This is a genomic window from Rodentibacter sp. JRC1, from assembly GCF_020521555.1.
GTDB lineage: Bacteria > Pseudomonadota > Gammaproteobacteria > Enterobacterales > Pasteurellaceae > Rodentibacter > Rodentibacter abscessus.
Genome location: NZ_BPWA01000001.1, coordinates 660,544 through 685,536, shown reverse-complemented (window position 1 = coordinate 685,536; position 24,993 = coordinate 660,544). Strand labels below are relative to the sequence as shown.

At 42.2% G+C, this 24,993-nt stretch carries 17 protein-coding genes and 1 tRNA gene; 8 read left to right on the top strand and 10 right to left on the bottom strand.

The window, feature by feature from the left end:
* Positions 1–205 precede the first annotated feature (205 nt).
* Positions 206–6,862 (top strand): calcium-binding protein, encoded by a 6,657-nt coding sequence (locus HEMROJRC1_RS03020; protein WP_226691571.1) that lies wholly within the window; start codon positions 206–208, stop codon positions 6,860–6,862.
* A gap of 69 nt (positions 6,863–6,931) precedes the next feature.
* Here the strand turns inward: HEMROJRC1_RS03020 and HEMROJRC1_RS03015 are convergent.
* Positions 6,932–8,265 (bottom strand): IS3 family transposase gene (locus HEMROJRC1_RS03015; protein WP_226691504.1). Its coding sequence is split into 2 segments (ribosomal slippage): positions 6,932–7,761 and positions 7,761–8,265, totalling 1,335 coding nucleotides; the frame shifts between segments, so codons are not numbered across the junction.
* 322 nt (positions 8,266–8,587) lie between these two features.
* Positions 8,588–8,677 (bottom strand) — tRNA-Ser (locus HEMROJRC1_RS03010).
* Positions 8,678–8,802: 125 nt separating this feature from the next.
* Here HEMROJRC1_RS03010 and dauA point away from each other — a divergent pair.
* The 5 genes from dauA (at position 8,803) to dusC (ending at position 13,892) form a co-directional block, all read left to right on the top strand.
* A complete protein-coding gene (gene dauA / locus HEMROJRC1_RS03005) occupies positions 8,803–10,545 on the top strand; it encodes a C4-dicarboxylic acid transporter DauA (RefSeq protein ID WP_226691570.1) in 1,743 nt (580 codons plus the stop codon).
* Positions 10,546–10,606: 61 nt separating this feature from the next.
* On the top strand, positions 10,607–11,323 hold the full coding sequence (gene rph / locus HEMROJRC1_RS03000; protein ID WP_226691569.1) for a ribonuclease PH: 717 nt from the start codon (positions 10,607–10,609) through the stop codon (positions 11,321–11,323).
* A gap of 9 nt (positions 11,324–11,332) precedes the next feature.
* Positions 11,333–11,974: an orotate phosphoribosyltransferase gene (pyrE, locus tag HEMROJRC1_RS02995; RefSeq protein ID WP_226691568.1), complete on the top strand. Its 642-nt coding sequence runs from the start codon at positions 11,333–11,335 to the stop codon at positions 11,972–11,974.
* Positions 11,975–12,077: 103 nt separating this feature from the next.
* Complete coding sequence (gene djlA / locus HEMROJRC1_RS02990) at positions 12,078–12,947, top strand: co-chaperone DjlA (RefSeq protein WP_226691567.1); 870 nt, start codon at positions 12,078–12,080, stop codon at positions 12,945–12,947.
* A 3-nt stretch (positions 12,948–12,950) separates the two neighbouring features.
* Complete coding sequence (gene dusC / locus HEMROJRC1_RS02985) at positions 12,951–13,892, top strand: tRNA dihydrouridine(16) synthase DusC (RefSeq protein WP_226691566.1); 942 nt, start codon at positions 12,951–12,953, stop codon at positions 13,890–13,892.
* 157 nt (positions 13,893–14,049) lie between these two features.
* Here the strand turns inward: dusC and HEMROJRC1_RS02980 are convergent, their stop codons facing one another.
* The 8 genes from HEMROJRC1_RS02980 to serB form a co-directional block, all read right to left on the bottom strand.
* On the bottom strand, positions 14,050–14,673 hold the full coding sequence (locus tag HEMROJRC1_RS02980; protein WP_226691565.1) for an ACP phosphodiesterase: 624 nt from the start codon (positions 14,671–14,673) through the stop codon (positions 14,050–14,052).
* 213 nt (positions 14,674–14,886) lie between these two features.
* Positions 14,887–15,921 carry a DNA cytosine methyltransferase gene (locus HEMROJRC1_RS02975; protein WP_226691564.1) on the bottom strand — a complete coding sequence of 345 codons (1,035 nt, stop codon included), beginning with the start codon at positions 15,919–15,921 and terminating at the stop codon, positions 14,887–14,889.
* Positions 15,922–15,928: 7 nt separating this feature from the next.
* Positions 15,929–16,813 (bottom strand): hypothetical protein, encoded by an 885-nt coding sequence (locus HEMROJRC1_RS02970; protein WP_226691563.1) that lies wholly within the window; start codon positions 16,811–16,813, stop codon positions 15,929–15,931.
* 45 nt (positions 16,814–16,858) lie between these two features.
* The gene (locus HEMROJRC1_RS02965) at positions 16,859–17,065 is read right to left on the bottom strand and encodes a helix-turn-helix domain-containing protein (protein ID WP_226691562.1); all 207 of its coding nucleotides are present in this window, start codon (positions 17,063–17,065) and stop codon (positions 16,859–16,861) included.
* A 209-nt stretch (positions 17,066–17,274) separates the two neighbouring features.
* Positions 17,275–18,126 carry an ABC transporter six-transmembrane domain-containing protein gene (locus tag HEMROJRC1_RS02960; protein WP_226691561.1) on the bottom strand — a complete coding sequence of 284 codons (852 nt, stop codon included), beginning with the start codon at positions 18,124–18,126 and terminating at the stop codon, positions 17,275–17,277.
* Between the two features lie 68 nt (positions 18,127–18,194).
* Entirely contained in the window at positions 18,195–20,222 is a 2,028-nt protein-coding gene (locus tag HEMROJRC1_RS02955) for a BCCT family transporter (protein WP_226691560.1), read from the bottom strand.
* A 460-nt stretch (positions 20,223–20,682) separates the two neighbouring features.
* Positions 20,683–21,174, bottom strand: a complete 492-nt coding sequence (locus HEMROJRC1_RS02950; protein WP_226691559.1) for a YajQ family cyclic di-GMP-binding protein — start codon at positions 21,172–21,174, stop codon at positions 20,683–20,685.
* Positions 21,175–21,195: 21 nt separating this feature from the next.
* Entirely contained in the window at positions 21,196–22,140 is a 945-nt protein-coding gene (serB, locus tag HEMROJRC1_RS02945; RefSeq protein ID WP_226691558.1) for a phosphoserine phosphatase, read from the bottom strand.
* 69 nt (positions 22,141–22,209) lie between these two features.
* On the opposite strand from serB, the gene HEMROJRC1_RS02940 reads away from it, so the two are divergent.
* Together HEMROJRC1_RS02940 and tkt are read left to right on the top strand one after the other, a co-directional pair.
* A complete protein-coding gene (locus HEMROJRC1_RS02940; protein WP_226691557.1) occupies positions 22,210–22,881 on the top strand; it encodes a YtjB family periplasmic protein in 672 nt (223 codons plus the stop codon).
* 105 nt (positions 22,882–22,986) lie between these two features.
* Positions 22,987–24,984: a transketolase gene (gene tkt / locus HEMROJRC1_RS02935; RefSeq protein ID WP_226691556.1), complete on the top strand. Its 1,998-nt coding sequence runs from the start codon at positions 22,987–22,989 to the stop codon at positions 24,982–24,984.
* Positions 24,985–24,993: the final 9 nt, after the last annotated feature.

Here is a 24,993-nt window from a genome sequence, read left to right as displayed (position 1 = left end):
TTCTTCATCCTATTTCTCATTCTAGAATAGCAAATAGTAAGTACCGCGTATTTGCTAAATTCAATTAATTTTTCAATAAAAAAAACTTAAAAATTAGGTGTTTAGGGCTTGTTTTTTTTTTTTTTTTTTTACAATGGGTAAGTTTTTACTTTTTTTAAGTAATTAATCGTTCATAAAAAGATACTAAATTAAGGAGGGATTTTTTATGAATAACATTACCCTAAAAATCAATACAGAGAGTGGTAAAACATTGCAAACCGTTGCAATTACCAATCAAAAAGGTGCGGCTACCGTTATCAAACAACCGGTAGAAAAAATCACCTTTGAATTGGTTGATGATTCCACTCAATTAGCTCCTCAACCTATTTTTGCTAAACGCAATGGCAATAATTTAGAAATTGCGTTTGAAGATGAAAAAAATTCACCAAGTCTAATTATTGAAGATTACTACGCTAATGATGAGTTAAGCCCTGTTATCGGTTTAGCAGAGAATCATTCTTACTATGCTTATTTCCCGCAGACAGGTGAAAGTGCCGATGCCATTGCCGCATTACAGCAAAACGTTATCGCCGCCGAAGTTCTTGGCGGCGAACCTTTTGTAGTTCCGTTTTTACCGAATTGGGGTTGGGTGTTTGCCGGCTTGGGGATCATTGGTTTAGGAGCACTGATTGCAAGTTCATCTAGCTCATCCGGCGGTAGTTCTTCCAACTCTGACTCTGATACAAATAATGAGGCCTTGAATACAGCCAAAACTGCAGTTGAGGCTGCCAAAGCGGCGGACAAGGCGGCGAAAGAAGCGTTAGCGAAAGCCAATGAAGACGGCAAGATTGACGAAGCGGAAAAAGCGGACTTAGAGGCGAAAGCGAAAGACGCGGCGGATAAGAAAGCGGCGGCGGAAGAAGCGATTAAGGCGTTACCGGATGATAACGCGGAGAAAGCAGGCTTAACGGACGAAGTGGGTAAACTGGACGGTATCCAAGTACCGGACGTGACCCCGCAAGAAGATCCGGCAAAAGACGCGAAAGTAGTACTTGAAGAAGCCAAAGCGGCGGACAAGGCGGCGAAAGAAGCGTTAGCGAAAGCCAATGAAGACAAAAATATCACCGCGGAAGAGAAAGCGGACTTAGAAGCGAAAGCGAAAGAGGCGGCGGATAAGAAAGCGGCGGCGGAAGAAGCGATTAAGGCGTTACCGGATGACAATGCGGACAAAGCAGGCTTAACGGACGAAGTGGGTAAACTGGACGGTATCCAAGTACCGGACGTGACCCCGCAAGAAGATCCGGCAAAAGACGCAAAAGCGGCGTTAGATGAAGCGAAAGCGGCGGACAAGGCGGCGAAAGACGCTTTAGCGAAAGCCAATGAAGACAAAAATATCACCGCGGAAGAGAAAGCGGACTTAGAGGCGAAAGCGAAAGACGCGGCGGATAAGAAAGCGGCAGCGGAAGAAGCGATTAAGGCGTTACCGGATGACAATGCGGACAAAGCAGGCTTAACGGACGAAGTGGGTAAACTGGACGGTATCCAAGTACCGGACGTGACCCCGCAAGAAGATCCGGCAAAAGACGCAAAAGCAGCACTTGAAGAAGCCAAAGCGGCGGACAAAGCAGCGAAAGAAGCCTTAGCCGAAGCGCAAAAAGACGGCAGCATCAGTGCAGAAGACAAAGCGGACTTAGAAGCGAAAGCGAAAGACGCGGCGGATAAGAAAGCGGCGGCGGAAGAAGCGATTAAGGCGTTACCGGATGACAATGCGGACAAAGCAGGCTTAACGGAAGAAGTGGGTAAACTGGACGGTATTCAAGTACCGGACGTGACCCCGCAAGAAGATCCGGCAAAAGACGCAAAAGCAGCACTTGAAGAAGCCAAAGCGGCGGACAAAGCAGCGAAAGACGCTTTAGCGAAAGCCAATGAAGACGGCAAGATTGACGAAGCGGAAAAAGCGGATTTAGAAGCGAAAGCGAAAGACGCGGCAGAGAAGAAAGCGGTGGCGGAAAAAGCCATCAACGACTTACCGGATGAGAATGCGGACAAAGCGGACTTAGCGAAAGAAGCGGAAGCGCTTGATGGTATCCAAGTACCGGACGTGACCCCGCAAGAAGATCCGGCAAAAGACGCAAAAGCGGCGTTAGATGAAGCCAAAGCGGCGGACAAAGCGGCGAAAGACGCCTTAGCGAAAGCCAATGAAGACGGCAAGATTGACGAAGCGGAAAAAGCGGACTTAGAAGCGAAAGCGAAAGAGGCGGCGGATAAGAAAGCGGCAGCGGAAAAAGCCATCAACGACTTACCGGATGAGAATGCGGACAAAGCGGACTTAGCGAAAGAAGCGGAAGCGCTTGATGGTATCCAAGTACCGGACGTGACCCCGCAAGAAGATCCGGCAAAAGACGCAAAAGCAGCACTTGAAGAAGCCAAAGCGGCGGACAAAGCGGCGAAAGACGCCTTAGCGAAAGCCAATGAAGACGGCAAGATTGACGAAGCGGAAAAAGCGGACTTAGAAGCGAAAGCGAAAGAGGCGGCGGATAAGAAAGCGGCAGCGGAAGAAGCGATTAAGGCGTTACCGGATGATAACGCGGAGAAAGCGGGCTTAACGGACGAAGTGGGTAAACTGGACGGTATTGAAGTACCGGACGTGACCCCGCAAGAAGATCCGGCAAAAGACGCAAAAGCAGCACTTGAAGAAGCCAAAGCGGCGGACAAGGCGGCGAAAGACGCTTTAGCGAAAGCCAATGAAGACAAAAATATCACCGCGGAAGAAAAAGCGGACTTAGAAGCGAAAGCGAAAGAGGCGGCAGAGAAGAAAGCGGCGGCGGAAGAAGCGATTAAGGCGTTACCGGATGATAGCGCAGACAAAGCGGGCTTAACGGACGAAGTGGGTAAACTGGACGGTATTCAAGTACCGGAGGTGACCCCGCAAGAAGATCCGGCAAAAGACGCAAAAGCAGCACTTGAAGAAGCCAAAGCGGCGGACAAGGCGGCGAAAGACGCTTTAGCGAAAGCCAATGAAGACAAAAATATCACCGCGGAAGAAAAAGCGGACTTAGAAGCGAAAGCGAAAGAGGCGGCAGAGAAGAAAGCGGCGGTGGAAGAAGCGATTAAGGCGTTACCGGATGATAACGCGGAGAAAGCAGGCTTAACGGACGAAGTGGGTAAACTGGACGGTATTCAAGTACCGGAGGTGACCCCGCAAGAAGATCCGGCAAAAGACGCAAAAGCAGCACTTGAAGAAGCGAAAGCGGCGGACAAGGCGGCGAAAGACGCTTTAGCGAAAGCCAATGAAGACAAAAATATCACCGCGGAAGAAAAAGCGGACTTAGAAGCGAAAGCGAAAGAGGCGGCAGAGAAGAAAGCGGCGGCGGAAGAAGCGATTAAGGCGTTACCGGATGATAACGCGGAGAAAGCAGGCTTAACGGACGAAGTGGGTAAACTGGACGGTATCCAAGTACCGGACGTGACCCCGCAAGAAGATCCGGCAAAAGACGCGAAAGCGGCGTTAGATGAAGCCAAAGCGGCGGATAAAGCGGCGAAAGACGCGTTAGCGAAAGCCAATGAAGACAAAAATATCACCGCGGAAGAGAAAGCGGACTTAGAGGCGAAAGCGAAAGAGGCGGCGGATAAGAAAGCGGCGGCGGAAGAAGCGATTAAGGCGTTACCGGATGATAACGCGGAGAAAGCAGGCTTAACGGACGAAGTGGGTAAACTGGACGGTATCCAAGTACCGGACGTGACCCCGCAAGAAGATCCGGCAAAAGACGCAAAAGCGGCGTTAGATGAAGCGAAAGCGGCGGATAAAGCGGCGAAAGACGCGTTAGCGAAAGCCAATGAAGACAAAAATATCACCGCGGAAGAAAAAGCGGACTTAGAAGCGAAAGCGAAAGACGCGGCGGATAAGAAAGCGGCGGCGGAAAAAGCCATCAACGATTTACCGGCGGATAACGCGGAGAAAGCAGGCTTAACGGACGAAGTGGGTAAACTGGACGGTATTGAAGTACCGGACGTGACCCCGCAAGAAGATCCGGCAAAAGACGCAAAAGCGGCGTTAGATGAAGCGAAAGCGGCGGACAAGGCGGCGAAAGACGCGTTAGCGAAAGCCAATGAAGACAAAAATATCACTGCGGAAGAGAAAGCGGACTTAGAGGCGAAAGCGAAAGAGGCGGCGGATAAGAAAGCGGCGGCGGAAGAAGCGATTAAGGCGTTACCGGATGATAACGCGGAGAAAGCGGGCTTAACGGACGAAGTGGGTAAACTGGACGGTATTGAAGTACCGGACGTGACCCCGCAAGAAGATCCGGCAAAAGACGCAAAAGCGGCGTTAGATGAAGCCAAAGCGGCGGATAAAGCGGCGAAAGACGCGTTAGCGAAAGCCAATGAAGACAAAAATATCACCGCGGAAGAGAAAGCGGACTTAGAAGCGAAAGCGAAAGAGGCGGCGGATAAGAAAGCGGCGGCGGAAGAAGCGATTAAGGCGTTACCGGATGACAATGCGGACAAAGCAGGCTTAACGGACGAAGTGGGTAAACTGGACGGTATCCAAGTACCGGACGTGACCCCGCAAGAAGATCCGGCAAAAGACGCGAAAGCGGCGTTAGATGAAGCCAAAGCGGCGGACAAGGCGGCGAAAGACGCGTTAGCGAAAGCCAATGAAGACAAAAATATCACCGCGGAAGAGAAAGCGGACTTAGAGGCGAAAGCGAAAGAGGCGGCGGATAAGAAAGCGGCGGCGGAAGAAGCGATTAAGGCGTTACCGGATGACAATGCGGACAAAGCAGGCTTAACGGACGAAGTGGGTAAACTGGACGGTATCCAAGTACCGGACGTGACCCCGCAAGAAGATCCGGCAAAAGACGCAAAAGCAGCACTTGAAGAAGCCAAAGCGGCGGATAAAGCGGCGAAAGACGCTTTAGCGAAAGCCGATGAAGACAAAAATATCACCGCGGAAGAAAAAGCGGACTTAGAAGCGAAAGCGAAAGAGGCGGCAGAGAAGAAAGCGGCGGCGGAAAAAGCCATCAACGATTTACCGGCGGATAACGCGGAGAAAGCAGGCTTAACGGACGAAGTGGGTAAACTGGACGGTATTGAAGTACCGGACGTGACCCCGCAAGAAGATCCGGCAAAAGACGCAAAAGCAGCACTTGAAGAAGCCAAAGCGGCGGATAAAGCGGCGAAAGACGCTTTAGCGAAAGCCGATGAAGACAAAAATATCACCGCGGAAGAAAAAGCGGACTTAGAAGCGAAAGCGAAAGACGCGGCGGATAAGAAAGCGGCGGCGGAAAAAGCGATTAAGGCGTTACCGGATGACAATGCGGACAAAGCGGACTTAGCGAAAGAAGCGGAAGCACTTGATGGTATCCAAGTACCGGAAGTGACTCCTCCAACAGACAGCAACAATTGGGTAGACACCACTGGTTGGGAGGAAGATACTGACACTTCAGATGAACCTACTGATAAGGATTTAGCTGATGATAAAGATGAGGATGATCGACCGGTTACTGATCCTAATGTGATTATTACCGGACGTACAGTTCCGAATAATCCTAGTTCAGGAATTGTGAAAAAAATTAAAGATAAAAATCCGTTATCTGCCGGTAAGATTGGCGACAAGGGACAGATTAATACCGGAGATAATGATGATCTTGTTGTGGTCGGTAAAGGAACCAGTGCTGATGATATTACCGGCAGAATGTCAATTACCGGCGGTACAATTAATACCAATGCGGGAAAAGACAAAGTTATTATTACCAATAATGCCATTAGTACGAAAATTAACACGGGTGCCGATGAAGATAAAGTTGATATTCGTGGTAACCTTCGTTCTTTAAATGCAAAGAATAATTCAGTTATTCAAACCGGTGATGGGGATGATGTATTAACTGTGCGTGGAAAATTATTCGGTCTGAATAATCAGATTGACCTAGGAATAGGCGATGACACGGTTATTATTGGTGGTGGAGCACTTGGTAATACACCTGCTGTCAAGGATGTTAATAAGAGAACCAATTGGAACAAGATTGATCTTGGTGAAGGTAACGACAAGTTATCAATGGGGGAAAAAGGTGCCGGGAATATTCAATATACTGATATTCAAGCGGGCACCGGAGATGATACCGTTATCTTGAAACCAAATCGTGGTAAAGGTGATTTATTCTGGGTCAATGTAGAACTTGGTGATGGCGATGACAATTTAGTTGTAGTGGCAAGTGATTTACGTATGACGCATATCTATGGTGGTGATGGTAACGACACTATTGATTTGAGTAATGCACAATTCACTACCACCTATAAGACTCACGTTGGAGATACTTCCATTGATGGTGGAGCTGGTAACGATAAGATCATTCTGGGCGATGTTGGTTATACAACCGATAACCATTACTACAAAATTACCGGTGGCGCCGGTGATGATGTAATTGAGTTCACAAAAGATTATAGTGCAATTGAGTACAATAATAAGGGAAATGAAATCAATTCTGGGCGTAATCAAACCGATATTCGTGGTGGAGAAGGTTTTGATACTATTGCGATTAGCGGTAGCGGCACAACGGTAAATCTCCATTCTGGATATTCTGGATCTGGTACTAGTAAACCGGATGGTTTAAGAGAATTTGAAGCGGTTGATATGACGGCAACAGGAGCGCAGAAAGTGGTTCTGAAGGCATCAGATGTATTGGCAAATTCAAATTCTAATCCATTATATATTTCCGGCGATAGCAACGATACTGTGGATACGAAGGGTACCTTTACAAAAGGTACCGAAAAGGTTACTCATACCGCATTAGATGGTACAGAGCATAGTTATACCCTCTATACTTCTAATTCCGCAGAAGGAGCAAAACTATATATTGATGATGCGATCACCAATATTATTTAAGCACTAGTCATTGCTAATTATGATGAAAAAGCGATCTCTATTTGATCTGACCCCAAAAAGTTAGACCATTTAACAAATGGTTTGAGTTCGATATTGTATCGGGCTCAAGCCGTTTAATTTTAATTGTATTCGTTCCTCATTGTAATACCGTATATACTCCCTCACCGCTTGTGCAACCTCCTCGGCATTGTCAAAATGCTTACCATAGATACATTCCGTTTTCATCCGCCCGAAAAAGCTCTCCATCATCGCATTATCTAGGCAGTTTCCCTTTCTTGACATACTCTGCACTATGCCGTTTTCTTGTAAGATGCGTTGATACGCACACATTTGATATTGCCAACCTTGGTCCGAATGCAGTATCGGCTTCGCCTCTTTGGGTAATTTTTCGACCGCTTGTTGCAACATTACTTTCACTTGTTGCCAATTCGGGCTTCGACTGATAGCAACGCTGATGATTTCCGAGTTGAAGCAGTCTAAAATCGGTGAGACGTAACATTTACTGCCGTCTTTGGCTTTGATTTCCGTGATGTCGGTAAGCCATTTTTCGTTTGGTCGGGTTGTGGTGAAATCCCGTTGTAAGCGGTTTGGGGCGATGTTTCCGATTTCACCGCGATAGGCGGCGTACTTTCTCGCTTTTTTGCCCTTCACCTGTAGCCCCATTTGTTGGATTAAGTGTTGTACCCGTTTGTGATTAACGCCTTTCAATAACGTACTTACTCGGCGATAACCATACGCCGGATTTTCTGCTTTAATCCGCCTGATTTCCGCTTTAAGTGCGGTATTTTTATCCGCCTTCGGCTTTAAATGATAGAAAAACACACTACGAGACAAATTTGCCAATGAAAGCAAGATGTTAAGCGGAAACGTCCCTCTCAATCTTTGGATAATCGCCGCCGTTCGGCTTCTTCCTCCCGTATCACTTCGTCCAACTTTTTTAGAAATGCCACCTCCGCTTCAAGCTCCAAAATCCTTAACCGTAAGCGGTCTTCTTCGGTCTTCGGCGGCGGTGGCATTTTGGCGTATTTTGGTTTTTTCGGGGACATTGTCGGTCTTCCTTTCGGTTTGGGGTGTAAACCGTTTATACCGTCTTTTTCAAAGGCTTTCAACCATTGGCTGATAAGACCTGAATTACTTATGCCGAAATGGATTGTCGCTTGCCTTGCAGAGAAATCCCCTTTTTGAACGGCAAGGATGACTTGATATTTAAATTCAGCGGAATAAATGCGTTTGCCGGGCAATAGGGCAAGCCCTGCATTGCCTGAATGTTGATATTGGGTAATCCAACGTCTTAAGGTGGTGTCGGAAAGTTGAAATTGCTTTTTTGTAAGTGAAACATCTAAGTGATTTTTAAGATAAAAATCGATGGCTTGTTGTTTGAATGTTTGATTGTATTTGGTCATAAAATCTGCCCCTGACTGAGTTGGTTTATTTTGTCCAACTTTTGGGGGGCAGATCAATTCGGGATCGCTTTTTTATAGTTAGATAAAAGTCTAGCTATAGAACATAATGTGTTATATGTGTGGAATTGAAGTGTTTAAGTAGTATGTAAGATAAAATGAATGTGCGTTTTAGATCCCTAGAAAAATCCCCTACACAACGAGGGATCTTAACAGGGATCTAAAAAGTGCGGATATAAGCAATCATTAAAAAACAATAACTATTTGAATTTATTTGAGTTTAAAGTCATTAGAAAACGTTGGCGAATGCTAAAGAATTGTGTTCTGGCGGTGAGAGGGGGATTCGAACCCCCGATGCACTTTCGCACATACACGCTTTCCAGGCGTGCTCCTTCAACCACTCGGACATCTCACCGTGTTGAGGTGCGCAAACTATAAAGATTTGCACTAACTTAGTCAAGTTTTTTGAGCTAGAACATTAAAATCTTTTCAAACTTTCGCTAAAATAACCGCACTTTGTTCACTTTTTGTCGTTTTTTTATGCACATTAAATCACTCTTTTCTAAAAATGTGTTTTTAGCCGTAAAACCTTTTAGCGCTCTAAAGGATGCATTTCGTGCCGGTTATACGAAAAAATCACTGATTCGGGATATTATCGCTGGTTTAACGGTTGGGGTAATTGCGATACCGCTTTCTATGGCGTTGGCGATTGCCAGTGGTGTTCCTCCACAACATGGGCTTTATACCGCGATTATTGCAGGGATTGTGATTTCAGTTACGGGAGGATCCCGATTCAATATTTCAGGGCCAACTGCTGCCTTTGTGGTGATTTTATATCCCGTCACTCAGCAATTCGGATTGAGTGGTTTATTGATGGCAACATTGCTCTCCGGTGTAATTTTAATTTTAATAGCTTTGTTTCGTCTTGGACGACTAATTGAATACATTCCTTTGCCTGTAACTTTGGGTTTTACCTGCGGGATCGGGATTACTATTGGTACGCTACAAATTAAAGATTTTCTTGGTCTCAGTATTGAAAAGATGCCGGCGCATTATCCGGAAAAAATTCACGCAATTTTAACCGCACTTCCAACGATTAACTGGGCGGATACTGCCGTTGGGTTAATCACTTTGTTAATATTAACGCAATGGCATAAATTTCGGCTTGCAATACCGGGTCATTTACCTGCGGTGATGATAGGTACTATTCTTGCTTTAGTATTACAGTACTTTGGTTTTGATGTGGCGACTATTGGCTCTGCTTTTCAATATATTTTGCCTGACGGCTCGATAGGGCAGGGAATCCCAAATGTATTACCTGATTTTGCATTGCCTTGGAATATTCCTAATGCGCAAGGCGAGCTTATTGAATGGGATTTTAATCGTTTACAAGCCCTATTGCCGGCGGCTTTTTCAATGGCGGTATTAGGTGCGATAGAGTCTTTATTGTGTGCTGTCGTGCTTGATAATATGACGGACACCAAACACCATTCAAATAATGAATTGCTTGCACAAGGTTTAGGTAATATTGTTTCACCTTTCTTTGGTGGGATTACGGCAACGGCGGCAATTGCACGTTCTGCTGCGAATGTGAAATCAGGTGCGGTTTCACCGATTGCGAGTGTTGTTCACGCACTTTTAGTTTTATTTGCGTTACTTTTATTTGCGCAGACGCTTTCTTATTTACCGCTTTCTTCTATGGCGGCATTGCTTTTAGTAGTGGCGTGGAATATGGCAAGCGTGAATGAAATTATTCACCTTGCACGCCGTTCCGGTAAAAATGAAATGGCGGTATTGTTCACTTGCCTGATTTTAACCGTATTATTTGATATGGTGATTGCCATTAGCGTAGGAGTATTGCTAGCGAGTTTATTGTTTATCCGTACTATCGCAGAGATGACAAAGACCATTGAGCATAATGCACCGGAAGATTTGGATGATGTGTTGGTTTATCGCATCAGTGGTCCGTTATTTTTTGCTGCAGCGGATAAATTATTTTCTGATCTTCATGATAAAACCGTGCATACGGATCACGAAATCAAGCATATTGTATTGCAGTGTGATGCGGTGACCGTGTTGGATGCCGGTGGAATTCACGCGCTTACTCGATTTGTACAACATATGTTGCCACATCAGCAGCTTTATCTTTGCAATATGCAGTTCCAACCTCTTAGAATGCTGGTGAAATCAAATACGATACCTGAAATACAAAAGATTAATTTTGCGGCGGATTTATCGGAAACCTTCGATAAAATTCGAAATTTTGTACAATCTCATTCATAAGGAAAAACAAAAGCGTGCTAGAATGGTGCGCTTTTTTATTTACATATCAAGGAATTTTTTTATGCGTCCGAATAATCGAGAAAATCATCAACCCCGTCAAATAAAAATTACCCGTCATTACACTAAACACGCTGAAGGTTCTGTTTTAGTCGAATTTGGCGATACCAAGGTGCTTTGCACGGCAACGGTGGAAGATTCCGTGCCGCGCTTCTTAAAAGGTCAAAATCAAGGTTGGGTGACGGCTGAATATGGTATGTTACCGCGCTCGACCCATAGCCGTATGCAGCGTGAAGCCGCAAAGGGTAAACAAGGGGGGCGCACTATGGAAATTCAACGTTTAATTGCCCGTTCGCTACGTGCCATGGTGGATTTAAAAGCACTTGGTGAGCGTGCAATTACTCTCGATTGCGATGTTATCCAAGCGGATGGCGGTACACGCACGGCAGCTATTACAGGGGCGGCGGTTGCATTATGTGATGCGATTAATGCTTTAATCGAAAACGGAACCTTAAAAACGAACCCTATCAAAGGTTTGGTTTCTGCCATTTCTGTCGGCATTGTAGAAGGAAATGCCGTATGCGATTTGGAATATATAGAAGATTCTGCTGCACAAACCGATATGAATGTGGTGATGATGGAAGACGGTCGTATGATTGAAGTGCAAGGCACAGCAGAAGGAGAGCCTTTCAGCCACGAAGAGTTACTAACATTACTCGATTTAGCGAAACAGGGCTGCTATCAAATTTTTGTAGCGCAACGTGAGGCACTAGGGATTTAAGGGCTAAAAATGGAACAATATAAACGTGATTTTATTGAATTTGCTTTAAGTCGTAACGTATTGAAATTTGGTGAATTTACCTTGAAATCAGGACGTAAAAGCCCGTATTTTTTCAATGCAGGATTATTTAATACAGGTGCGGATTTAGCCCGTTTAGGGGAATTTTATGCTGCGGCAATTCAAGCAAGTGCGGTCGATTTTGATGTTGTTTTTGGCCCGGCTTATAAAGGCATTCCTATTGGTACAACCGTTTCTGTGGCGTTATTTAACCGATATAATATTGATAAACCCGTCTGTTTTAACCGCAAAGAAGTAAAAGATCACGGTGAAGGTGGAAATTTAATCGGTAGCCCGTTACAAGGTAAGGTTCTGTTGGTCGATGATGTTATCACCGCCGGTACGGCAATCCGAGAATCTATGGCATTAATTAGTGCAAACAAGGCGGAACTTGCCGCCGTGTTAATTGCGTTAAATCGAAAAGAGCGTGGCAAGAGTGAGCTTTCGGCGATTCAAGAAGTCGAACGTGATTATCAATGTCAAGTATTGTCTATTATTGATTTGGATGATTTGATGCAATTTATTGAACAAGATCCTCGCTATTGTAACCATTTGGCTGAAATGCATGCTTATCGTGCAGCGTTTGGTGTGTAAAACTTGATAAATGGATCTTTATCACCATTTATGGCGATACGTTCTTTATTTAGAGCAAAAATATTCAAAAAAATAACCGCACTTTAAGTAATCAGAGGAAAGAATGAATTTTATTGGAAAAATTTTAGGTGTGTTTATCGGCTGGAAAATGGGTGGTTTCTTCGGTGCTATTGCCGGGCTGATTTTGGGCTCTATGGCAGATAAAAAGTTATACGAACTTGGCGCGGTCAATTCCAGTTTTTTTAAGCGTAAAACGACACGTCAAGATTTATTTATGCAGACTACCTTTGCCGTACTTGGTCATTTGAGTAAATCTAAAGGACGGGTGACGGAAGAAGATATTCAACTTGCAAGCCAATTAATGGCGCAAATGAAGCTAGATGATAATGGTCGCAAACTGGCACAAGAGGCTTTCCGCCGAGGTAAAGAGGCGGATTTCCCTATTCGCCAAGTGATCCGTGAGTTTCGTATTGGGTGTGGGCAACGAGCCGATTTATTGCGTATGTTTTTACATGTGCAGGTGCAGGCTGCATTTGCTGATTCTCAACTTCACGAAGCCGAAAAAGAGGTGCTTTATGTGATTGCCGAAGAACTAGGTTTATCACGTATGCAATTTGAGCAAATGCTCGCAATGGAAACCGCAGCTCGAGCTTTTGCACAAGGTGGATTTTACCGACAATATCAACAAGGTGCGTATCAACAACGCAGCGGTTATGAATATCAACAAAGCGGAGGCGCGTATCAACAATCTTCCGGCCCGACTTTAGGTGATGCTTATAAAGTATTGGGTGTGAGTGAATCCGATGATCGCAATACGGTGAAACGTGCTTATCGCCGTTTAATGAACGAACACCACCCGGATAAACTTGTGGCAAAAGGTTTGCCGCCGGAAATGATGGAAATGGCAAAAGAAAAAGCCCAGCAAATCCAAGCGGCTTACGATTTAATTTGTAAAGCAAAAGGCTGGAAATAAACAGTGCGGGTAATTCTTGCACCAATGCAAGGCGTACTGGATCCTTTCGTACGCCAACTTCTTACCGAAGTGAACGATTATGATTTATGTATTACGGAATTTATTCGAGTAGTCGATCAACTTCTTCCTCAAAAAGTGTTTTATCGCCTGTGTCCCGAATTGAAAAATCAGGGATTTACCCCCGCAGGCACGCCGGTGAGAGTTCAATTACTCGGGCAAAATCCTGATTGTTTAGCGGAAAATGCGATTCGAGCCATTGAACTTGGTTCGCATGGCATTGATTTAAACTGCGGTTGCCCTTCTAAAACGGTAAATGGTAGCCATGGTGGTGCGGCGTTGCTCAAACAGCCTGAATTAATTTACCGTGCTACCTGTGCTTTGCGCCAAGCAATACCTAATCATCTGCCGGTGAGTGTAAAAGTGCGGTTAGGTTGGGATGATATTTCCCAAGCCTTTGAAATTGCCGATGCTGTAGAGCTAGGCGGAGCAACAGAAATCACCGTTCATGGACGAACAAAAGCCGATGGTTATCGCTCGGATCGCATTAATTGGGCGAAGATTGGCGAAATTCGCAAACGTTTATCCATTCCGGTGATTGCTAATGGTGAAATTTGGCATTGGCAAGACGGACAAAATTGTCTTGCACAAACAGGGTGCCAAGATTTAATGGTGGGGCGTGGCGCATTAAATATACCTAATTTAAGCTATGTTCTAAAATCAAATTCCCCTAAAATGTATTGGTCGGAAATCCGGAAAATTTTACAAAAATATGCCGAAATGGAAAATTTTCACGATTCCGGTTTTTATCATGTCGCAAGAATTAAGCAGTGGCTGCGTTATTTAAATAAGGAATATGATGAAGCCGATACCGTATTTGAAAAGATTAAAACCTGCCAAACTGCAGAGGATCTACGGGAGAGATTACAGCGAATGGAGGGGAACTGAAGAGCAAAGTGCGGTCAAATTTCGTGAAGTTTTTCGGTATTATGTATCTGTTGCAAGAGAGTAATATTGTATCTAATATTTGTTTGGGTAGGGTACATTGGGCTTTGCGTAACGCACCATTTCATTATTGGTGCGTACGGCTTTGCCTAACCGTACCCTACGTGATATTTGCAAGCGCTATATAAGACTGATATTTTCGGATACTTTCATCTTTGGTATAAAGAAATTCTTGTATCGCCAGTTTCTCAAGTTCTGCATAGTGCTTTTTCAACACATCCCCCGCTAAACATAACTTTTCACCACGAGTAATACGCTGCGCCATTCCGGAAAAAACACGATCGGTTAAAAAATCTAAATAGGCATAATGGGATAACGCCTTATTCTGTGACAACCAATTAAGCAATGAACGAAATTCCCGTGGAAAAATAGATTGATATTGAAGGATAGTCTCCAATATTTCCATTTCAGTTTGTTCAAGATCCAGCTGAAACAGACCGCTAAAATTTTTTGCGATAAAATGATCGATCACAATATCCGACACAATACCTTTAAATCGCCCAAAGTCTTTAGCAAGTAATGGATTCAGGAAATTTTCTTGCCGATCTGTCGTACTATCAATAAACCGATGTAGTCTCACGCCATCTTGAATATGGCTTGCAACAGCTAAATTCTCGATCCGTCCTTTATAAAAATCACCGACAAAATTACCAAATAGCGTACGGCTATTTGGTATTGTTTTCTCTAACTCAAGAGAAATCATACTGTGGGCGAGAAAGTTCATTGTGGCTCATTAAAAATTTATTGATTGTTAGTAAATAATAGCTTAGTCGAGTGGGAAAGAGAATTAGAGGAAAGCAATAAAAGTGCGATTGCTTTTAGGAGACTTCATAATCAGCAATTATCTGAAATTCTTGAATAACTGTATTTACAGTTGACGACAAATAAGCAGTCGTAAAGTTTTTACAGTTTACGACCGCTTGAGAATATCAGAACTTTATGGAACGTTCAGAGTTTTTGTATGTATAGAATGAGTTGGGATTTTTTGTATTATTTGTTTAATTGCAACAGCGATCTCATATGCTAAATTGACAGGAACGGCATTCCCAATCATTTTGTAAGCATCATTTGTATTTTGATAAATGAACTTAAAATTATCGGGAAAGCCTTGTATTCTTGCCACTTCTCGAATAGTCATTCGGCGGTATAAATGCTCTTTTCCCACTACAAATCTGTAATCATTTGTGCTGTGCTTTTCCATTTTAGGGGCTTGGGGGTGTAGCTGACATTGTCTGCCCGACGCCTGCACAGTAAAGCCCTGTTCGTGCCATGCTTTTACTCTATTTCGGCTCATAAAAATAGGCGAAAAACTACCCGTAAAATACTCATTATTATTGACTGCTTGTGGGTTTGCCCTATTTTGAGTAAGAGCAGGAACAGCCGTATCTTTAAGATCCCAAATAATATCTTTTAGCGAAATTTTATCTCTATCATCAGCCGTAGATCCCTCTGGAAATTCAAAATTAATGTTTAGATCTTTGCGGAAACCGATATAAAACACGCGCTTGCGTTCCTGTGCCACCCCATAATCTTTGGCATTAACCATCGTGAGAGTCACATCATAACCGCACTCTTTAAACATTTTTAGAATATTTTGTACAGCTTCATTATGGCGATTTGCAAGCATTCCGCTTACATTTTCAGCAAGAAAAAATTTAGGCTGTTTGCTTTTTAAAATACGAATATAGTCGAAAAATAATTGTCCTCGAGCATCATCGATCCCACGCAAACTTCCAGCCTCCGACCAAGATTGGCAAGGTGGTCCACCGATAATGCCATCAATTTCATCAGGAAAATCACTTTCCTGTATTTTTCGGATATCGCCTTCAATCAGTTTAGTTTTAGGGTGATTTGCCTTAAACGTCGCCCAAATGGTTTTGTCATATTCATTTGCAACAGGAATTTCAAATCCTGCTTTTTCAAAGCCTAAATCTAAACCACCACAACCGCTAAATAAACTAATAACTTTCATCTTTTCCTTATTGATAAATATAATCTAATTGAGCGTTTTGTTCATTAATATCATCTGTTGTATTGATATTTAATTTTTCCAAACACATTTTTAATTGTTCTGCTACATCATTACCATTCCACTTTAATGGGAGATTAAAAATAAACTCAGGGATTAATTTGTTTTCGATAACCTGCCAGTTTATTTGAACTGCAAGCGGTCTATTTCCATCAAATTTCTGCTTAAATGTACGGTAATTAAGAGCTTTACACGCAAAATAAATATCAGGATATTTTTCTACATAATCAGGAATGGCAATTATGTTATCTAGAACATCTTGAGCAGACAGGAATGATTGTCCAATAAGAATGTAATTTGCCACACCTGAATAAGATATAACTTCATTATTTACCGTTGCATGTTGTTTATCCATCGGTAAATGAGTGCCTGCATAAACGTCAACTAATTGGGATTTATTGAGTAAAATTCTTCCTGACAATTCGCCACTAATTTTATTCATTAGCTCAAATTTCCACCCTAATGTAATTGCACCTTTTTCTGTTCTTGAAAATCCCTCTTTAAAAATAAGTGGTCTTGTTAAAAAATTAGTTTTAATTTGTTGCGTAGATTGTTCAATTATTTTTTGCCAATCACAACCAAAGATCTGTTCTGCTCGCTCATCTTTAATTTTATTTTCTAAAAAATCGGCATTATCTTTTTTATATGAAATTTTGATTTCTTGGGATTGTGTTTCATTTCGCAATAAAAGATAAATATCTGTTTTAGGTTCACCTTTATTACAAGTAGGTTTTCCAACTTTTTCAACAACAAAGGGCTGACCTAAAAATGAAACATCCTGCCCTAATGAGAAATAACGCTTAATAATTCTTTCAGCCTCACCAAAATGTACCATCAAAACTCCCTAAATTCTAATTAAATTGTTACTTATAATCAACAGCTACATTCCTTCAAAAAACGTATGAAAAGAAACGCCTAGTGTCTGAATGATCTTTTCTAAACTTTTAATTGAGGGGTTACGTTTTCCTTGTTCTATGCCAGCAAGATAAGTGCGATCCATCTCTGCTTTAAGAGCAAATTTTTCTTGGCTTAACCCCTGTTGTTTCCGTAATTCTCTTACCTTTGAGCCTAATTTTTCTAAAATCATAGCAACCTCCAAAATAGTGCTATTTTGCAAAGATGTGGTATATAAAACAACGGACTATAAGTAACAATTAAAAAGGGAGTATGAAATAAAATGCTTATTCTTTAATATTTACTGAATAAGAGATGAAGAGGAGTCTTTGAAGTAAATTAAGAAAATAATAGTAAATAACAAACAGCCGTAAACTTTTCTCCATTTACGACAGCTTGTATTTAGACTTCCACCCGTTTTCCAATATCTTTTAGATTTGAAAATTCTTCCAATAATCTTGGTGCATCACCAAGGCTCATGGCGAAAGTCCAGAGATAAGTGATGACGGCATAGATATGCCCGGCTTGAATACCGTCAGTTGTCGCAAGCCGAATCACGGTTACGCCGAATAAAATTGCAGCAGCAACACCAATCCATAAATAACCCATCGCTTCTCGGTTGGATAACCGAATGCGTAATTTAGCCAGCAAGTCGTAGTGTTTATCAAGTTGATAGGACTCGCTTTTTTCTATCACTTGCACTTCTTTTTCTAGCCGATTATTGAGTTTTAAATAAAGTAAATCGTTGATTTTGGCATATTGAGGCAGTAAGAATGAGAAAAATATCAAAATCCCGAAAGCGGTTACACCTGACCAAAATTCAATGATCAGTAACATCACTGCCGCCCCAATAATTGAAAAGCCGGACATAATTAGCGTAGGCAGATGCTGTTCAAAAAAATCGACAAATTGGCGAGATAATGCTACTCGCGCCGTAATTGCAGAGGTATTTAAATTTTTTTCACGCTGATTTAACACAATCGGCACGGCGAGTTCGGCGTAAATTCGGGCAAATGCACGAGTATCTATTGCACGGCGTGTTGCGCCGACAAGCCAGATAATCAATACAACGAGGGAATAGGTCAAGGATAACCAAATTTCCCCTTGCATTATCGCATTTACGGCAAAGCTACCGAATATCGGATAGGTCAAAAACAAGATATTCTCAAGCGCAACGAAAAAGAAAGTGATGAATAGTCTCCGTTTATTATTTTTTGCAATGGACTTTAAATTCTCAAGTGCATTTGCCCGCATACTAGATTCCTAAACCTCTATTTTATTGAATGAGTGAAAGTATAGGAGAACTGCCCTATACTGGCAAATTATTCCGCTAATTCCGTTTGTTCATGTGCCATTAATTCTTGCCCTACATCATCAAGCAAACTTAAATAGCGTTCATATTGTTTCAATATATCGGCGATGAGTTCATCTTGATCCATATATTGCACATCATAACCTATGCGACCATCAAAGAAATAAGAGTATGGCTCATAAGTAGTATGGTGTTGAATATGCGGCAAGTTTTCATCATTAATTAATTGTTCTGAGACTTCGTGCCCTACGGATTTAATTCCATACATAAAGTCTCGCATAGATTCTTTTTGAATAACTAATTCAACCGCCGGTTCATCTTGCTCAAATAAAGTATTAACGTGAACGCTCAAGTTATATTTTCCGATCAATTCTTGGCGTAGCTCACGCATAGCAGGTAGAGCAGTGTGTTTTAAGAAACGAAGAATATCTTTCTCTTGGGTTTGATTCATCATTTGTTCTAAACGTTCTTTCCATTTTTCTCCCGTCCAAAAAATACTGGTTGGGTTAACTTTGGTTTCAAAATATTTTTTATCGGCATTTAAACCTTTCCATAAACTGAAACACATAACCAACATTAAAAGGGCGAATGGCAATGCTACGATTAAGGTCATCGTTTGAAGATTGGCTAAACCGCCCGATTGCATTAAAGCTATCGCAACCACAGACATTAACACGCCCCACATCACCGCTTGCCATCGTGGTGAAGTGATACTTTTATCTCGAGAGGCAATATTGTTTAATACGTAAATTCCCGAATCTGCCGAAGTAATAAAAAATAAGGCGATAATAATTAAACTCACTAAGCCTGTTATGGTCGGTAAAGGCAGATAATTTAAGAATTTAAAGAGTAAGATTTCAGGTGATGAAATCATTTCACCGAGCGAACCGACTGCGAGCCCATCATTTAACCAAATTGCCGTATTACCAAATACGGTAAACCAGAGAATACCGAATAAACTAGGAATTACTAATACACCAAAGATAAACTCGCGAATTGTTCGTCCTTTGGAAATACGGGCAATGAATAAACCGACAAATGGTGCCCAAGAACACCACCATGCCCAATAAAGGATCGTCCAGCCACTAAACCAATCGGTATGCTCCTGTTCATATATATAGGTTTTAAAGCTAAGTTGCACTAAATTGCCGAGATAAGTACCGATATTATCGCTAAATGCAGAAAGTAAATAAAGTGTCGGTCCGGTTAATAATACGAAAATAAGTAGTAAAAACGCTAAGCTGAGATTTAATTCGCTTAGCATTTTTACGCCTTTTCCTACACCTGAAATCGCAGAAAAAATCGCTAGGCTCATTACGACAACAATAACAATAATTTGTAGGCTGAAGTTATTTTCGCTAATCCAACCTATTTGATGTAATCCCGCACCTAATTGAGATGCGCCGAAACCTAATGTAGTAATAATACCGAATAGAGTGGCAAGTAATGCCATAATGTCGATAATATCGCCTATTTTTCCATTGATACGATCTTTTAGTAATGGGTAGAAACAAGAGCGTAATGCCAAGGGTAATTTATAACGGAAACCAAAATAGGCTAAGGCTAATGCGATCATTCCATAGACAGCCCAAGCATGAATCCCCCAGTGAAATAATGTGTGTAACAAGGCTTCTTGTTGTTTATGCTCCGGTGCTCCGGTTGTAATTTCGGAAAGATAATGGGTTAGTGGTTCCGCCACGCCGAAGAACATTAACCCCACCCCCATACCGGCAGCAAAAAGCATCGCTAACCAAGAAAGAAAACCAAATTCAGGTTCTTCCTCATCGTTACCGAGTTTAATATTCCCTAAACTACTCACGGATAAAATAAAGAGAAAACTTAAAAATATTGAAAATGTTAAAATATAAAACCAACTAAAGTGAGTAAAAATACCGACTTTTGTTTGGTTTAAAAGTGATTGTGTTTGCTCCGGTGCAATTAAAATCATAACCACCAATAACAAAACCAAAAATAATGTCAAACCAATCACAAAAGGATTAAATGACGTTCGATTTTTTATGAATTGAGATAAAGACAAACTTTTTCCCCTTAAAAATTAAGTAAGATAAATTTAAAAATTCGATTTAATTTAACATTGCCTTAAGGCAAGAAAGCGTGCAGTGGAACCACTGCGATGACAGCACATAGAAGTGCGATTTTGATGGAAACACTCAGTAGGAATTGAGAGATTGTTTCTTAAAAGTGTGCGAACTATACCAAAAAATGATGATTGTTTCAAATTGGTAGATATTTTCGGTATTATGTAGCATTGCGCAAAACATTGTAGGGTGCGTTAGGCAAAGTCATAACGCACCATTTCATCATTAAGCCATATTAATCAGTGCGTTACTGCTTTGCTTAATGCACCTTACTCCAAGAAATATCAGAGATAAAATTCTCTTTGTGCGACTGCTGTATAATACCTGTTTTTCCGACCGCACTTTTTCTCACATTTTGCATTACTTTTCTGAAATGAAAAATCTAATAGAAAAGCCCGCTTAATCTCTAAAATTATTAAATTGGAACGGTTGCCCGAGTTCTGCGTTTTTTACTAATTGAATTACGGCTTGTAAATCATCACGTGATTTACCGGTTACACGTACTTGATCGCCTTGAATTTGGGTTTGAACTTTGATTTTTGCCTCTTTCACTAATTTTGTGATTTTTTTTGCCATCTCGGTTTCAATCCCTTGTTTGAGTTTAATTTCTTTGGTGTAAAGTTTACCGTGGTGTTCACTTTCCGTTGGAATATCAAGTGAAGCGTGTTCAATCCCTCGTTTCACAAAAGAACCGATTAAGATTTCGATTAATTGTTCAAGTTGGAAGTCGGATTCGGTGGTTACTTTCACCGTTTCATTTTTTTCGTTAAGTTCAATGACGGCTTCAACACCACGAAAATCATAGCGAGTGCTTAAAACGCGATTTGCATTTTCTACCGCATTGCGTACTTCGTGCATCGTAATTTCAGAGACAATATCAAAAGATGGCATAATGTTCCTCCCATTAAATGATTAAATTTTATCGTTCGCACTTAGAAGACATAAAAGTGCGGTTAAGTCGGCGAAGTTTACCACAATTTGAGCTTGCTGTTGTACTTTCGGCTTGGCATGGAAGGCAACGCCTAAACCTGCAACCTTCATCATCGCCAAGTCATTTGCGCCATCGCCGATGGCAATCGTATTTTTCGGCTCGAGTTTGTATTCATCACGCAAACGTTGAAGGGTGTCGGCTTTGTATTGGGCATCGACAACTTCGCCTTTCACTAAGCCCGTCAATTTACCGTCCACAATATCGAATTGATTTGAGACGGCAAAATCCAGCTTCAACAATGTTTTCAAATGATCCGCAAAATAGGTAAAACCACCGGAAGCAATGGCGGTTTTCCAGCCATATTGTTGTAAGGTTTGAATGGTTTCAACCAAGCCCGGCATTAATGGCAATGTTGAGCGGACGGTTTGTAGAATGCTTTCCGGTGCGTCTTTTAGTGTGGCGACGCGGCGACGTAAACTTTGTTCAAAATCGAGTTCACCGCGCATTGCACTTTCTGTGATTGCGGAAACTAATTCACCGGTGCCGGCAAGTTTTGCAATTTCATCAATACATTCGATTTGAATGGCGGTGGAATCCATATCCATGACCAATAAACCTTTTTCAGATAATTTGGCATCAAAATTGAGAAGGGCGATATCCAAACCAAGTTCGTGTGCGATTGAAAGAAAAGTTTCTTGCCATTCGCCTTTCAATAATACTACGGTATTTTGAGCCACATTCCATGCCTCAAAACATTGGAAATTTTGACCGCACTTTTGTTGAAATTCGGAAAGTGCGGTTAGATTTAAGATTTTGCCATAAAGAATGAAAGCATCTTTGGTCGAAGAGATTCTTTCATTTGGCAAAAGTGCGGTCGGAAATGAGGAATATTTTTGTGTGATGCTTGCAAGGTTTTGAATTTGCATAGAAAATCCTGTAAATTGTAAAACTTGAAACTATTCTAGCCGATTTAATGGCAAATTGGGGAAAATAACTTGCGTTTAATCAAAGAAAAACTGACAAAATCGCTTATGCTTGTACTCATTGTGCTTCTTAGTTTGGGTGCATTGGCTGTGATTTTGTTTGGCGTGCAGCAATTCAAGATCGGTTCGCAGCTTGCCGGAGTAAATCAGGTTTCCAACTTATCCCATATTTTAGTGCGCCAGCAGACAAATTTGTTCTCCGTGTTATTGGTGAACAATACTCAATCTGAAAAACTAAGGGAAAATCTTGATAATTTAGTACAAGAACATTTTGTAATTGATGCCTCAATTTATAATGCTCAGGGGAAATTATTAGCACAAAGTACCGGTTCTGAAAATTTGCGAACGCATTTAGGGCTTGACGAGGAAGGTGAGAGAGAAAAGAGCCGACGACAAATTGTTGAACCGATTTATTCAAATTCCGGTATTAAAGGCTTTTTACGTGTAACCTTTGATGCACAGTATGCTCAATCTTCTCAAAGTAAAATTAATCAAATTTTCAGCCGACTTTATGGTGAATTGGTCGTTGTATTTTTACTTGGTATCGTGTTGGCAAGTTCCGTTCACTATTTTATAAGTCATTATCGCCGGGCTTACCGTGTACCGCACGAACCGAAAAGAGCGGTCAATTTACCGGTTAAATCAAATAGTCAGCGTTATCATTTGAGACGCCGCAGAACATAATTTACGATAGCTCAAAACTATCACATAAAAATTGAATTAATTACCTCTGCCTTGAAGTAAATAGGGTAGAATAGCCGAAGCGATTTTTTCACACAGGAGAACAATATGGCAACTCGCAGACAATTAGCCAACGCAATTCGTTTCTTATCAATGGATGCCGTGCAAAAAGCAAAATCCGGTCACCCGGGAGCGCCTATGGGCATGGCAGATATCGCCGAAGTATTATGGCGTGATTTTTTAAAACATAATCCGACCAATCCGAAATGGGCGGATCGTGACCGTTTTGTGTTGTCCAACGGACACGGTTCTATGTTGATTTACAGCCTATTGCACTTAACAGGCTATGATTTATCAATTGAAGATTTAAAACAATTCCGTCAATTGCATTCTAAAACACCGGGCCACCCGGAATACGGTTATGCACCGGGTGTGGAAACTACGACCGGTCCTTTAGGTCAAGGTATTACCAATGCAGTGGGTATGGCGATTGCCGAGAAAACCCTTGCGGGTCAATTTAACCGTGAAGGGCATGATATTGTAGATCACTATACTTACGTGTTCTTAGGTGACGGTTGTTTAATGGAAGGTGTTTCACACGAGGCTTGTTCTTTAGCGGGAACACTCGGTTTAGGTAAATTAATCGCTTTCTATGATGACAATAATATCTCTATTGACGGCCATGTTGACGGCTGGTTTAGCGATGATACGGCAGCACGTTTTGAGGCTTACGGCTGGCAAGTGATCCGCAATGTAGACGGTCACGATGCGGAGCAAATTCGTGCGGCAACCATATTAGCGCAAGCAGAAAAAGAAAAACCGACTTTAATTATTTGTAAAACGATTATCGGTTTCGGCTCACCGAATAAATCAGGCTCACACGATTCCCACGGTGCGCCGCTCGGTGATGAAGAAATCGCTTTAACACGTAAAGCGCTGAATTGGGATTATGCACCATTTGAAATTCCTGCAGAATACTATGCACAGTGGGATGCAAAAGTGAAAGGTGAGGAAGCGGAGAAATCTTGGGAAGAAAAATTTTCTGCATACGAAAAAGCCTATCCCGAATTGGCTGCGGAATTTAAACGTCGTGTAACAGGCGAATTACCGGCGAATTGGGCGGCTGAATCAAAAGCCTTTATTGAAAAATTACAAGCCAACCCGGCAAGCATTGCAAGCCGTAAAGCTTCTCAAAATGCGATTGAAGCTTATGCCCACCTATTGCCTGAATTTTTAGGTGGTTCTGCGGATTTAGCAAGTTCTAACTTAACCTTATGGAGCGGCTCAAAACCAATTCGTGCACACGAAAATGTTGATGGTAACTACGTCAATTACGGTGTACGTGAATTTGGTATGTCCGCCATAATGAACGGTATCGCATTACACGGCGGTTTTATTCCTTACGGTGCAACTTTCTTAATGTTCTATGAATACGCTCACAATGCGGTGCGTATGGCGGCGTTAATGAAACAACGTGCGTTGTTTGTCTATACTCACGATTCAATCGGTCTAGGTGAAGACGGCCCGACCCACCAACCGGTGGAACAAACCGCTTCGTTACGTTTAATTCCAAATCTTGAAACTTGGCGTCCTTGTGATCAAGTGGAATCGGCAATTGCATGGCAACAAGCTGTTGAGCGTAAAGAGGGACCAAGTGCATTGATTTTCACCCGCCAAAACTTGGCACAAATGGACCGTACTTCCGACCAATTGGCAAATGTAGCACGTGGCGGATATATTCTCAAAGATTGTGCAGGTACGCCTGATTTAATCTTAATCGCGACCGGCTCAGAAGTTGAGCTTGCCGTGAAAGCCGCCGAAGTATTAGGTGCGGAAGGTAAAAACGTGCGTGTGGTTTCTATGCCAAGCACTAACCGTTTTGATAAACAAGATGTGGCTTACCGCGAAAGCGTATTACCGTCATCAGTGACAAAACGTATCGCAATTGAAGCCGGTATTTCAGATTTCTGGTATAAATACGTGGGCTTTGATGGTCGTATTGTGGGAATGAATGGCTTCGGTGAATCCGCTCCTGCTGATCAACTATTTAAATTGTTCGGCTTTACCGTAGATAACGTCGTTGAGACAGCAAAAGAAATTCTCTAATATTTGATA

What these genes read in the sequence shown, in the direction of transcription:
- HEMROJRC1_RS03020 (WP_226691571.1), top strand. Translation starts at nt 206, where the DNA reads ATGAATAACATTACCCTAAAAATCAATACAGAGAGTGGTAAAACATTG.
- dauA (WP_226691570.1), top strand. Translation starts at nt 8,803, where the DNA reads ATGCACATTAAATCACTCTTTTCTAAAAATGTGTTTTTAGCCGTAAAA.
- rph (WP_226691569.1), top strand. Translation starts at nt 10,607, where the DNA reads ATGCGTCCGAATAATCGAGAAAATCATCAACCCCGTCAAATAAAAATT.
- pyrE (WP_226691568.1), top strand. Translation starts at nt 11,333, where the DNA reads ATGGAACAATATAAACGTGATTTTATTGAATTTGCTTTAAGTCGTAAC.
- djlA (WP_226691567.1), top strand. Translation starts at nt 12,078, where the DNA reads ATGAATTTTATTGGAAAAATTTTAGGTGTGTTTATCGGCTGGAAAATG.
- HEMROJRC1_RS02980 (WP_226691565.1), bottom strand. Translation starts at nt 14,673, where the DNA reads ATGAACTTTCTCGCCCACAGTATGATTTCTCTTGAGTTAGAGAAAACA.
- HEMROJRC1_RS02975 (WP_226691564.1), bottom strand. Translation starts at nt 15,921, where the DNA reads ATGAAAGTTATTAGTTTATTTAGCGGTTGTGGTGGTTTAGATTTAGGC.
- HEMROJRC1_RS02970 (WP_226691563.1), bottom strand. Translation starts at nt 16,813, where the DNA reads ATGGTACATTTTGGTGAGGCTGAAAGAATTATTAAGCGTTATTTCTCA.
- HEMROJRC1_RS02965 (WP_226691562.1), bottom strand. Translation starts at nt 17,065, where the DNA reads ATGATTTTAGAAAAATTAGGCTCAAAGGTAAGAGAATTACGGAAACAA.
- HEMROJRC1_RS02960 (WP_226691561.1), bottom strand. Translation starts at nt 18,126, where the DNA reads ATGCGGGCAAATGCACTTGAGAATTTAAAGTCCATTGCAAAAAATAAT.
- HEMROJRC1_RS02950 (WP_226691559.1), bottom strand. Translation starts at nt 21,174, where the DNA reads ATGCCATCTTTTGATATTGTCTCTGAAATTACGATGCACGAAGTACGC.
- serB (WP_226691558.1), bottom strand. Translation starts at nt 22,140, where the DNA reads ATGCAAATTCAAAACCTTGCAAGCATCACACAAAAATATTCCTCATTT.
- tkt (WP_226691556.1), top strand. Translation starts at nt 22,987, where the DNA reads ATGGCAACTCGCAGACAATTAGCCAACGCAATTCGTTTCTTATCAATG.